Consider the following 12,401-nt stretch of genomic DNA (forward strand, 5'->3'; position numbering starts at 1 on the left):
TGGGTGCGCAAACCATCCGCATTGCGCATGTTCCGGGTCGTCTGCCGCCGGGGGCCGGGTAAAACAGGTGCATGACACCTCAAAAGACACCCGGAATTGACCTCGTTTCCGCCGCGATGCTTCTGCTTCTGGCGCTTGTCTGGGGTGGCTCTTTCTTCTTTGCCGAGGTGACATTGACCGAGGTGCCGCCGCTTACGATCACGCTTCACCGGGTCAGTTGGGCGCTGCCGGTTCTCTACATGGTGCTTCGCCTGCGCGGCTTTGTCCTGCCGCGGGGGGCGCGGATCTGGGCGGCCTATCTTGTGATGGGCGCGCTCAACAATGCGATCCCTTTCTCGCTCATCTTCTGGGGTCAGACACAAATCACCAGCGGTCTGGCCGCGATCCTCAATGGAACAACAGCAGTGTTCGGCGCCGTGGTGGCCGGGCTTCTTCTGGCGGATGAACCGCTGTTGCCGCGCAAGGTGGCGGGGGCCTGTCTTGGGCTTGCCGGGGTGGCGGTGATCATCGGGCCCGGTGCCCTGACGGATCTTTCCCTACGCAATATCGCCCAACTTGCCGTTCTTGGCGCGGCGCTGTCCTATGCGCTGGCGAGTGTCTGGGCCAAGACCGCGCTTGGGGCACAGCCCCCTGTGGTCAACGCGTTTGGCATGCTTGCGGGGAGCACGGTTCTGATGATCCCCGTCGTGCTCGTGGTGGACGGTGTGCCGTCGGTCTCGCTCGGGCTTGGGGTTTGGGCCGCGCTGGGCGGTGTGGCGCTTCTCTCGACCGCGCTGGCCTATATGCTTTACTTTTCCATTCTGGCGCGGGCAGGGGCCGCGAACCTGATGCTGGTCACCCTGTTGATCCCGCCCTTCGCGATCATCCTTGGCGCGCTCTTTCTGGATGAGCGGATCGACGGTGCGGCCCTTGCCGGGTTCGGCATTATCGCCCTTGGGTTAATCGTGACGGATGGTAGGATTCAGGTGGGTGTCAGGCGGTGCATATTGCGCACAGTAATGAAACAATAATGTTGATTTTGTTCTGTTGTTGCGCGAATTCGCGGGGCTGGCTTATACTGACCTGAAAATAGTGCAGACGTGCCAAGCGTTGCAAACCGAAACGAAGCAGGCAGTTACAAAGATGGCGTCACAACCCGATGACGAAGCCCCGGCCGTTCCGCGATGGTTCGATGATTTGCGGCCCGGTGCCGAGGGCGAGGGCTTCCTGATCAAGACGTTGCGCCACAGCCTGCTTTGCGCCCAGCGCAAGAGCGACCGGCTTCTGGTCACGTTCGACAATCTTTCCAACGTCAATGACGACAAGACCGAGCGCGAACCCTGGGCCTACAAGTTCGCGCAGGACGAGGGCCTCGCGCATCTGGGCATCATGGCGCATGTGTCCGACTGGTATCGCGATGCCGCCCTCATGGAGCGGTTCGAGAAAATGGCCGCCGGAGGTTTCTTCGAAGGCTACAAGCGGGTGATCTTTGCCGGTGTGTCGATGGGCGGCTACGCGGCGCTTGCCTATTCGTCTTATGCGCCGGGCGCGCATGTCATCGCCGTCAACCCGCAAAGCACGCTGGATTCATCGCTCGTGCCTTGGGAGACCCGGTATGAGAACGGGCGCCGACAGGATTGGGCGTTGCCGCTGGCCGATGCTGCGGCGGTGACCGGATCGGCCGAGCGTGTGAACATCTTCTACGATCCCTATCACGCGCTTGATCAGAAGCATGTGGACCGGTTTTCGGGGGATAACATCCGCATTTTCAAGTGCTGGTTCTCGCATCACAAGACGGCTGTTTTCCTGCGCAAGATCGACGCGCTAAAGCCTGTCATGCGGCATGTCATCTTTGATGAGTTGACCGAAAAGGATTTCTATCAGCTTTACCGGGCGCGGCGGAATCTTCCGTGGTATCGCGGGTCGGTGGCAGGCTATTTTCGCGACAAGGGCCGCGAGGAGCTGGCGACTCATTTCGACAAGACGTTTCGCCGGCGGTTGCGGCGCAAGGCCCGCAAGGATGCCGAAGCCCAGGCGGAACCGCCCGCCGCGCCCGCCGCAGAAAAACCCAAGGAGCCGGCCTATACTGAAGAGGCCAAGCCAAAGCCCACGCCAAAGAAGGCCGAAGGCCCCGACCATGATTGCCAGATCGTCGCCCCGGCGAACGCGGGCGCCAAAGCACCGGCCAAGCAGGGCAAGGGCAGCCGCCTGATCGTCACCACGATGAAGAACGAAGGCCCGTTCATGCTTGAATGGGTGGCCTTCAACCGAGCCATCGGCTTTACCGATTTTCTGATTTATACGAACGATTGCGCCGATGGCACCGACAAGATTGCCGCGCGGCTTGAGGAAATGGGCCTCGCTCAGCATCGGCAGAATCCATTCAAAAAAGGCGGCAGCCCACAGCGTGCCGCACTCAGGGCGGCCCGCAAAGAGCCCGTATATCAGAACGCCGACTGGCTCATTTGTGCTGATTGTGACGAATTTCTGAATATCCGTGTGGGCAAGGGGCGTCTTGACGATCTTTTTGCCGCTGTGGGGGATGCTGATGGCATCTCGGTCTGCTGGAAGCTTTTTGGCAATAGCGGCCGGGTGGAATACGCTGATGGCTTTGTTCTGGAACAGTTCGACCGCTGCTGTGGTGAATTCGAGTTTCCGAATTATCGCGCGCAAGGAATGAAAACGCTGGCCCGCAACACCGACCGGTTTGAGCGGCTCAAGATTCACCGCCCGTCCTATCACGTCGATCGGGGCGATGTGGCTTGGGTGGATGGCAGCGGCAAACCGATGCCCAGCGCCTATCTGGATCAGGGATGGAAAGCATATTCCGGCTTTGGTCATGACCTCGTGCGAATGCATCACTATGCGGTGCGGTCGGTCGACAGCTTTCTTGTGAAACGCGACCGTGGCCGCACCAACCACGTCAATGACGACCAAGGCGTGACCTATTGGGAGAATATGAACTTCAACACGACGCGCGATGTGTCGCTTCATGCCCGCCTGCCGGATCTCAAGCGGGAGTTCACGCGCCTGATGAAGGACGAAACACTGGCCGCGCTGCACAAGGAGGCCTGTACTTGGCACCGGTCCAAGATCGAAGAGCTCAAGGCGCGCGATGGCTGGGGCGAGTTCCGCGAGAAGATCACCCATATCAACGCGGCCCCCGATCTGGTCGAAGGGTGAGCGCGCGTGGACGGCGACCTGCCTTACGTCGTTGTGCATGGCGGAGTGCACAAGACCGCGACAAGCTTCATTCAGGGGCGGCTTCAGCGCAACGCCGGGCGGTTGCGCAAAAGCGGCGTTCACTATCTCAACCATCGTCAGGTGCGCAAAGAATACACCTTCCCAAGTCAGCTTAATGGCTATGAGAAAATCGGTCTGAACTATAAGACCAAGGTGCCGGATGCCGATCTTGATACGCGGGCGCGTGCGTTCTTCGGTGACATCGGCGCGGGCCCCGGTGAGCGGATCATCCTGTCAGACGAAAACATGCCGGGCCATTCCGGCCATTGCGTGCGCTCGGGCAAGCTTTACCAGAGGCGCAACACGCTTATTCCGATCTTTGCAGAGTTCATTCCCTATCCGGTGACCGAAGTGCATCTCGCGCTTCGCAACTATGCGGATTTCTTCGCCTCGACCTATGTGGAATTTCTGCGCTCGGCCACGGGGCGAAACGTCTTTCCCGAGGCCCAGATGAAGCGGCGCGTTCTGTCGAAAGTGCCAAGCTGGGCGCGGTTCATCGATCTCGTGCAGAAGTCTTTTCCCGATGCCGAGCTTATTCTGTGGCGCCATGAGGATTTTCGCGACCTTTCCCAGCGCATCCTTGCCAATCTCTGTGGCCCCGACATCGATGTGGCCGACCTCGCCGTGCCCCAGCGAAACCGTGGCCGCCCTTCGGCGAGTCATCGCGCGGTTCAGGAAATCCTGATCGAGATCGAGCGGTCCGGTGGGGAAACCGCGCTGGCCAAACGGGTCGAGATTCAGGAAGCCTTTCCACGTGGTCCAGAGTTCCCCGGCTATGATCCGTGGGAGCCGAGTGAGCGCGCGCATCTGAGCCGGGTCTATGATCAGGACATCGAAACCATACGCAAGAAGACGGGGGTGCAGTTCCTTGAACCGTCGTGATCCCCCACAACCACGAACCACACAGATTTACGGGATAGCCACATTCCGAATAGGCATTTTGAAGTAGAGAAAGTGCGCGGACAACGCGCAGAACAGGTGCGGAAATGAGACGTCAGAAGCTTGAAGAACCTACCGTGAAAAGGGGCGTAGGATGAATGTAACCGTGGTCGCATGCATGAAGAATGAAGGGCCGTTCATTCTGGAATGGCTCGCCCATCATCGCGCCATCGGGGTCAATCGTTTCATTATCTTTAGCAATGATTGCACCGACGGCACCAAGGAACTTCTGGATGCGCTTGATGATGCCGGGGTGATCCGACATCTCGAAAATCCAAACTGTCTTGTGCAATCGAACCAGCGCATCAACGTGGCCTTCGCCTATGCCCGCCATCTCAAGGAATATCAGCGCGCGGATTACGTAGCGTTGATCGACGTGGATGAATTCATCAACGTCAAGGCGGGCGACGGCACGCTAAAGGCCGCGTTCGACGAAATCGGTCCCTTCGATGTGCTGTCTTTCAATCATGTCAATTTCGGGTTCGGCGGAGTGATCAGCTTTGATCCCGTCCCGCTTACCGATCAGTTTTTCATGACCGGGGGCGAACAGGTGGGTGCCGGCGTCAAGGCGCGCACCGCGATCAAAAGCTTGCACCGTGTGCGCGACGATATCCTGCCGTTCAATCACTTTCCGACCATTCCGCCCGCGTCCTACGATAAGGTCGCATGGTGTGACGGGTCGGGAAACCACCTTCGGATTTCGGCGAAAAAACCCCGGCGCAAGATGCTTAAGGTCAGCCAGCGTACCGAGCTGTTGCAGCTCAATCATTATGTGCTCCGCTCGGTCGAGAGCTTTCTTGTGAAGCATGACCGCGGCAATGTCTTTGGCTTCGACAAGATCGACGCCATCCGATACGCGACCGAATATAACCATAACCGGGTCGAAGACCGCTCGATCCTGCAAAGCAGCCAGATACGCGAGACCGAGATGGACCGGCTTCTTGGCTTGCCTGATATTCGCCACTGGCATGACATAAGTGTCGCACGCCACCGCGCCCGGATCGAGGCCCTGATGGAGGATGAGCAGGGCAAGAAGCTTTATGATACGCTTGCGGAGAAGGTTCATGCCGAGAAGGCCGAGTCTTGTGCGAGCTTGTGATCATAGCGGATGACTTCGCCAAAGTGATGAGCCGCGCAGGATGACAGGCAAACACGTAAATGGAAGCATAAGGCCGGGTTGCATATGCTCCCGGCATAGCCAAGGGGATACATGGGACAGATGCCAGAGGACGTAGCAGTCGACCAAGGAGCCGAAACAGAAGAGTTCATCGATATCTATCGACTCAAGATTCGCAATGACCCCAAGATCATCACGCCACGCATGTATCGCGTGCTCAAGAACGGTCGCTATGAAGAGACCGAAGCCAAGCTTGCCCGCCGTTATCTTAACGCCGATGATACGGTGCTTGAGTTCGGGTCGGGGCTTGGCGTGGTAGCGGCCATTGCTATCAAGCGGGCCAAGGTCAAAAAGGTCGTTTCAGTCGAGGCGAACCCCGATCTTCTTCCAATCATTCGGGACACGCTGGCCAATTCGGGCGTGCCGCAGGACAGATACGAGCTGATTTATGGTGCAGTATCTCTCGAACCGGATGAGGAACTGACATTCTATCGGCGCGGTGATTTCTGGGGTTCATCCCTTTCGCCCAAGCCGGGCAAGGTCGTCTCGACCGAAACCGTGCCGTGCATCGACCCTGCCGAGCTTATTGCGACGCACAATCCCACCGTCATCTTTTCGGATATCGAAGGCGCCGAGCTTGACCTCTTTCCCGCGCTCGATCTCAGTAGTCTGCGCGCCGTTGTGATGGAGGTCCACCCGCGCGTCTATGGCGACAAGGGCGTTCTCTCAATTTTCAAGGCAATGCACGACAAGGGCTTTGTCTATAACAAGCAAAGCAGCGGCTCCGTGATCGTGTTTCAGAAGATGTGAGAGTCGACGAGGAGCCCAAGCGCAATGACCATCGCCCAGCCTAAGGGTGCGCTGCCTCTCTTTCTGTTTCTCGGCCAGAGCTATTTTGGCAAGAACAGCAATAATGGCCGCATCCTGTCGCCGCCCGAACCGAACCCTGCGCGCATGCTCAATGGCCCCCATCAGCTTTTCGGGGCAGGGGCCGAGCCGCTGCATGAGCCTTTTGATGGACTGACCGCCGCGGTGGATTTCATGCCGCGCGTCCAAAGCCCGGTGACTGCGTTTCTATACCGCTATGCCGCGCGCGCCTCCGGGGCGGGGTTGCCACCGGAATGCCTTGGCCATTCCGAATCCCGCAGCAATGGTTCGATTGCGCATCTCTTGCCACCTGCGCATGAATGGCACAGCGATTCTGCCGTTTTCGAGAACCTGATGGCGGCGGTTTCGGCGGCAGTTCGCGACGTTTCGGCCGAGGGCGGCAAGGTTCATGTGCCCGCGCTTTTCTTTTGTCAGGGCACCGGCGACCGCGAGATGGACAAGGCCTCGTATCTCGCGCGGCTTGGGGCGCTGTTCGATGCGCTGGGACCGGCGATCACGTTGCGCACCGGCCAAGAGGCCCCGCCGCATTATTTCATCGTGCAGCCACCGGCAAAGCCCTTTGACGGGCGCTGGCCTTGCCTTCAGGCCCATCTCGATATTTGCGAGACGCGGAGCGATTGCACGCTCGCCATGGCGGGCTGGGCCGTGCCGCAGCATGACCGCACCCATTTTACCGGCGCGGGCTGTGTCTCCGTCGGGGAAATCTTGGCCGAGGTCTATCTTGCCGCACTTCGCGGCGAGGATCTTTCTGCCCCGCGCATCGCGCGCGTTCGTCGCACGGGGCGCACCCTCCATGCCGATATCGCCGGGGCCGCCGATGTGATCGCAGATATGGGCCCCGATACCCCGCGGCACCGCGTCGGGGGGGCTCCGCTTCCGCATCATGGCCTGCAACTGGACCAAGGCGAGATCGAGACGGTCGAGATCGAAGGCAGGACCCTGCGCCTCACCCTCACCGAAGAGAGCGCGCCACCCACCATACTGCACTTTGCCCATGCAAATCGCCAAAGTCTTGGCCTGCAAAAGATGAAGGACAAGGCCAACCAGTCGCTCAATCGTGGGAACATCCGTGCCGACCGTCAAATCGACAGCCTGTTCCTCGATACCCCGCTACATCAGTGGATGGCCTCTTCGGTCCACAGCATCGAGACGGTTTAGACCTGCGCAATGTGGCGCGACAGACTCACCCAGCTAGCAGTTTGTCACGGTCGAACTGTTCGATTGCCATGAAATTTCCGAAACGCTAACCTTTCGGTGGGCAAAACAGGCGCGATATCAACGGGCCGGCCCGAGCAGGTTCAGAACGGGCAGTCCATGGGTCAGACATATCATATCGCAATGCTGTGGGTCGAAGGCCCACTCAGCTATGTTGAGCAGCTTTGCGCGAAATCCTTCCTTGATGCCGGCCATGAGGTCACGCTTTATCACTATGGTCCTGTGGATCGTGTGCCAAAGGGTGCGAATGTCGTGCATGGCGACCAGATTCTGGCGCGCGATGATTTCATTCAGCACGGCCGCACCGGAAGCCTCGCACTTTTTTCCGATGTGTTTCGCTATCACCTTCTGACCAAGCTCGACCATACGATCTGGGCCGACACGGATGCTTATTGCATGCGCCCGTTCGAAACGCCGACAGGGCATTATTTCGGGTGGGAATCGATGAGCCATATCAACGGTGGGGTTCTCGGCCTGCCCAAGGATAGCGCCGCTCTCGCCGGTCTGCTTGAGATGACCGAGGATGAATACGGCATCCCCTTTTGGTTTAGTGATACCGCCAAAGCCAAATACCAGGCCCTGGCGGATGCGGGCACACCCGTCCATGTCAGTGAGATGCCCTGGGGTGTCTGGGGGCCTCATGCCGTCACAGCCCATGTCCACAGAACGGGTGAAGACAAGTATGCCTTCCCGCGCGACGTGCTTTATCCCGTGCCGTTTGAACACCGCCGCCGCATGGTAAAGAAAGCCCGCCGCAAATCGGCGGAAGCATACCTGACCGACAAGACAACCTCGATTCACCTTTATGGTCGGCGTATCCGGGAATTCTTGGCCAGCCGTCCCGAGGGGCTGCCGGATGAGGGCGGACTGATAGACCATCTTTTGAAAAAACACGACATTGACCCGCACGAGGCGCCCATTCCCAGAAAGGCGGAGCCCAAGGATACCGCCGACGCCGCGGAATAGCACAAGGAATAGAGCATGCTGGATTCGGGGTCTTCGACCATGAGCACGAAAAACATGAACCTGACGGACCTTGCAGATCATTACGGATCGGACAAGGGCAGCACGAAGCATCGCTACACCGAGCTTTATCACATGCTCTTTCACCCCTATCGCCCGCGCAAGATCAACTTTCTGGAGATGGGTCTGCTGATTGGTGGCCCCGAGCATGGGGTGGACAAGGACCGCAAGACCGAAGACCTGCCATCGATCCGCATGTGGCTGGATTATTTTCCGAAGGCGCGGATTCACGGGCTTGATGTCTCCGACTTTTCTTGGTTCGAACATGAGCGATTTTCGTTCCATCGGTGCGATATGGATGACCGCGCCGAGATCGCCGCCGCGATGGATGGGATCGAAGGCGGGCTCGATATCGTGGTCGACGACGCGAGCCATGCCTCGCATCATCAACAGAACGCATTCCTTGAAATCTTTCCCAAGCTAAGGCCGGGCGGGCTATACGTGATCGAGGATCTGCGCTGGCAGCCCGAAACCTACGAACAACCGGGCATCACCAAAACGGCCGCCCTTTTCCGGTCGTTTGTCGATGACCGAAAGTTCAGCCATTCCGACCCGGCCATCGCCGAGGCGTTCAATGCCCTTGTTCCCGACATGTCGGCCTGTATCGTTGTTCCCGCGCTCTATCAGAAAAAGCGCAAGGATCAGGTTGCGGTCATTCACAAGCGGTAAGCTCCGCGCGCTGCTGATGATTGGCGCGTGCCTGTCGCAGTTTGCTCGGGGCACAGGATTGTCTATCGGAGATTTGCCGTGAGTTACGCCATGAACCTGCTGGAACTTCTCGCCGTCACCTTCGTGCTGGCGCTGGGCATTGTGGTTCTCGCGGTGCTTTTGTTCTACGTGATCGACCGGACCCAGACGGGTGATGCGATCCGGCGCAATTATCCTGTGATCGGACGCTTTCGTGGCTGGTTCAGCACCTTGGGCGAATTCTTTCGTCAGTATTTCTTTGCCATGGACCGCGAGGAGATGCCTTTCAACCGGGCGCAGCGGGATTGGGTCAAGCACGCGGCCCGCGGCAAGGGCAACACAGTGGCCTTCGGCTCGACCCGAAATATAACGGTGGCCGGCACGCCGATTTTCGTGCCGGCGGCCTTTCCTCCGCTCACGGCACAATTCGCGCATACCGAACCGATGGAGATTGGACCCTATGCCGCGATCCCCTATCGCGCGCCATCGATCTTCAACATCTCCGGTATGAGTTATGGCGCCATATCGCGCCCCGCGATCGAGGCCCTTAGCCGTGGCGCGGCCAAGGCGGGCGTGTGGCTCAACACCGGGGAGGGTGGGATTGCGCCCTATCACCTCAAGGGCGGCTGCGACGTGGTGTTTCAGATAGGAACCGCCAAATATGGCGTGCGGGATGAGAATGGCACGCTCAACGACGATAAACTGCGCGAGATCGCGGAAAACCCCTATGTCAGAATGTTCGAGTTGAAGCTCGCGCAAGGGGCCAAGCCCGGCAAGGGCGGTATCCTTCCCGGTGAAAAGGTCACGGCCGAGATCGCCGCGATCCGCGGCATCCCCGAAGGAGAGGACAGCATTTCACCGAACCGGCATATAGAGGTGGACGATTACGGCACGCTTCTGGACATGATCGGACACATCCGGGACGTCACCGGTAAGCCGGTGGGTTTCAAGACGGTGATCGGATCATCCGATGCCTGGGCAGGTTTCTTTCAGCTCATCAACGAGCGCGGTGTCGAAAGCGCGCCGGACTTTATCACCGTGGATGGCGGTGAAGGCGGAACGGGTGCGGCACCGATGCCGCTGATGGATCTGGTGGGCCTGCCCCTGCGCGAGGCTTTGTTGCGAATGGTGGACATGCGCGACCGGCATGGATTGAAGGAGCGAATTCGCATCATCGCCAGCGGCAAGCTCGTGAATCCCAGCGATGTGGCCTGGGCGATCTGCGCGGGTGCGGATTTCGTGACCTCGGCGCGCGGTTTCATGTTCTCGCTCGGCTGTATTCAGGCGCTCAAGTGCAACCGCAATACATGTCCCACCGGCGTGACCACGCATGTTCCGCGCCTTCAGGCCGGGCTTGTCGTTGAAGACAAGTTCAGGAAGGTTGCGCATTACGCCGATCAGATCATCAAAGAGGTTGAGACCATCGCCCATTCTGTCGGTGTGGCCGAACCGCGCGAGATGCGCCGCCGGCATGTGCGCATCGTTCAGCCCGATGGCAGTTCTATCCCGATGAACAAGATCCGCCCCAGCATCAATTCCGAATTGGCGGGCTAAGCCGCGCCGTTTGTTACAATCACCCCAACCGATTGTGAGGCGGATTGTTTTGCGCGAAACGCAAATGACCTATTACTTAGCTGGGACGTAATCTTTCCGGAGTTTTTCATGGCCCGCCGCTGGACGAATACGCTTGGCCCACGGGATGTCACCCCCGAGGCCGTCTTTTTGAACCGTCGTCAGATCATTGCCGGGGCCGCCGGGGCCGCGCTTGTGGGCCTGCCGGGGGCAGGGCGCGCGAATACGCTCGAGCCCAACAGCTGGGAGGATATCACCAGCTACAACAATTATTACGAATTCGGGACCCGTAAGGACGACCCTGAGAAATACGCCCATATGCTGACGACCGAACCGTGGACGGTGAGGATCGAGGGCATGGTGGACCGACCGGGCGATTATGCGTTTGCCGACATCATGCAGGAAATGACGGTGGAGGAGCGCATCTATCGTTTCCGCTGTGTCGAGGCGTGGTCGATGGTGATCCCATGGACCGGCTTTGAGTTGGCCGACCTTCTGGGCCTGGCGGGGGCACAGTCGGGCGCAGAATATGTGGCGTTTGAAACCGCGCTGCGGCCTGATGAAATGCCGGGTGTTCACTATAATGTTCTGGACTGGCCATATGTCGAGGGTTTGCGCATGGACGAGGCGCTGCATCCACTGACGATCATGGCGACCGGAATTTATGGCAAGGATATCCCGAACCAGAACGGCGCACCGCTTCGATTGGTGGTGCCGTGGAAATATGGATTCAAGTCGATCAAGTCCGTGGTGCGCATCACCGTTACCGAGGACGAACCGCCGACAAGCTGGAACAAGGCAAACGCGCGTGAATACGGGTTCTACAGCAACGTGAACCCGAATGTGCCCCATCGGCGTTGGTCCCAGGCCAGCGAGAAAGTGATCGGCACCGGTCTCTTCCCCACGCGGCAGGACACCCTGATGTTCAACGGATATGCCGACGAGGTTGCCGGCCTCTATGAGGGAATGGATCTCTCGCGGAATTTCTGACGAGGATGGACCGTCTCAATAAGCTTCTGCGCAATCTTCCCGCATGGCCCGCCTATCCGGTCAGCCTTCTCTATATAGGGTGGCTGGTCTGGCTCGGTGCGACAGGCCAACTGGGGGTCGAGCCGGTCGAGACGCTCGAGCACGAGTTGGGCAAGGTTGCGCTGTATCTTCTGGTGGCCGGTCTGGCCGTGACACCGCTCCGGCGTTACGTCGGGCTCAACCTCATGAAGTTCCGACGCGCAATCGGTCTGTCGTGCTTTATCTTCGTGCTCGCGCATCTGCTTGTCTGGGCCGTGCTCGATGTTCAGGCGCTCGGGCGGGTCTGGGCGGATATTCTGCGCCGGCCTTATGTCACCGTTGGCATGGCCGGGTTCCTTTTGCTGCTGCCATTGGCGATCACATCGAACAACCTGTCTGTCCGCAAGCTCGGGCCGCGGTGGCGAAAGCTGCATCGCCTGACCTATGGGGCGGCGATTCTGGGGGCGGTCCACTATGTGATGGTCGTCAAAGGGTTTCAGATTCGTCCGATCCTGTTTCTGGTCGCGATTCTTGGACTTCTGGCGCTTCGGATTCGATGGAAATCGGTGATTCAGTCGGTTCGGAGGAAGAATCTCACCCCGACTCGCTGAAATTTCGGGCGAGTCGGTGGCGATGATCCCGATTCCGACGGCCGAGTCTCGGGATTCCGGTCCGGATTCTGGGGATAAGTCGGTGTGGTGGCCCGAAATGCCCTGATTTGGGCCGATCT

11 protein-coding genes are annotated in these 12,401 nt (G+C 59.0%); all 11 read left to right on the forward strand.

The features are described 5' to 3' along the window. The first annotated feature begins 71 nt into the window (after window positions 1–71). The 11 genes from V8359_RS08525 (at window position 72) to msrQ (ending at window position 12,282) form a co-directional block, all read left to right on the forward strand. Window positions 72–1,010 carry a DMT family transporter gene (locus V8359_RS08525; protein WP_336428337.1) on the forward strand — a complete coding sequence of 313 codons (939 nt, stop codon included), beginning with the start codon at window positions 72–74 and terminating at the stop codon, window positions 1,008–1,010. 112 nt (window positions 1,011–1,122) lie between these two features. Then, window positions 1,123–3,162: a glycosyltransferase family 2 protein gene (locus V8359_RS08530; RefSeq protein ID WP_336428338.1), complete on the forward strand. Its 2,040-nt coding sequence runs from the start codon at window positions 1,123–1,125 to the stop codon at window positions 3,160–3,162. Between the two features lie 6 nt (window positions 3,163–3,168). Then, window positions 3,169–4,104 carry a hypothetical protein gene (locus tag V8359_RS08535; protein WP_336428339.1) on the forward strand — a complete coding sequence of 312 codons (936 nt, stop codon included), beginning with the start codon at window positions 3,169–3,171 and terminating at the stop codon, window positions 4,102–4,104. Window positions 4,105–4,255: 151 nt separating this feature from the next. Continuing rightward, the gene (locus V8359_RS08540) at window positions 4,256–5,260 is read left to right on the forward strand and encodes a glycosyltransferase family 2 protein (RefSeq protein WP_336428340.1); all 1,005 of its coding nucleotides are present in this window, start codon (window positions 4,256–4,258) and stop codon (window positions 5,258–5,260) included. 111 nt (window positions 5,261–5,371) lie between these two features. Further along, window positions 5,372–6,088 carry an FkbM family methyltransferase gene (locus tag V8359_RS08545; protein WP_336428341.1) on the forward strand — a complete coding sequence of 239 codons (717 nt, stop codon included), beginning with the start codon at window positions 5,372–5,374 and terminating at the stop codon, window positions 6,086–6,088. Between the two features lie 24 nt (window positions 6,089–6,112). Next, complete coding sequence (locus tag V8359_RS08550; protein ID WP_336428342.1) at window positions 6,113–7,324, forward strand: hypothetical protein; 1,212 nt, start codon at window positions 6,113–6,115, stop codon at window positions 7,322–7,324. A 156-nt stretch (window positions 7,325–7,480) separates the two neighbouring features. Next, window positions 7,481–8,347: a hypothetical protein gene (locus V8359_RS08555; protein ID WP_336428343.1), complete on the forward strand. Its 867-nt coding sequence runs from the start codon at window positions 7,481–7,483 to the stop codon at window positions 8,345–8,347. Window positions 8,348–8,386: 39 nt separating this feature from the next. Beyond that, complete coding sequence (locus tag V8359_RS08560; protein WP_336428344.1) at window positions 8,387–9,073, forward strand: hypothetical protein; 687 nt, start codon at window positions 8,387–8,389, stop codon at window positions 9,071–9,073. 90 nt (window positions 9,074–9,163) lie between these two features. Then, window positions 9,164–10,645 (forward strand): FMN-binding glutamate synthase family protein, encoded by a 1,482-nt coding sequence (locus V8359_RS08565; protein ID WP_336428619.1) that lies wholly within the window; start codon window positions 9,164–9,166, stop codon window positions 10,643–10,645. 108 nt (window positions 10,646–10,753) lie between these two features. Next, window positions 10,754–11,653 carry a protein-methionine-sulfoxide reductase catalytic subunit MsrP gene (msrP, locus tag V8359_RS08570; RefSeq protein ID WP_336428345.1) on the forward strand — a complete coding sequence of 300 codons (900 nt, stop codon included), beginning with the start codon at window positions 10,754–10,756 and terminating at the stop codon, window positions 11,651–11,653. A 5-nt stretch (window positions 11,654–11,658) separates the two neighbouring features. Further along, window positions 11,659–12,282, forward strand: coding sequence for a protein-methionine-sulfoxide reductase heme-binding subunit MsrQ (gene msrQ / locus V8359_RS08575; RefSeq protein WP_336428346.1), 624 nt, complete (start codon window positions 11,659–11,661; stop codon window positions 12,280–12,282). Window positions 12,283–12,401: the final 119 nt, after the last annotated feature.

This window comes from Roseovarius sp. E0-M6 (assembly GCF_037083845.1).
In the GTDB taxonomy this organism is placed as follows: Bacteria; Pseudomonadota; Alphaproteobacteria; order Rhodobacterales; family Rhodobacteraceae; genus Roseovarius.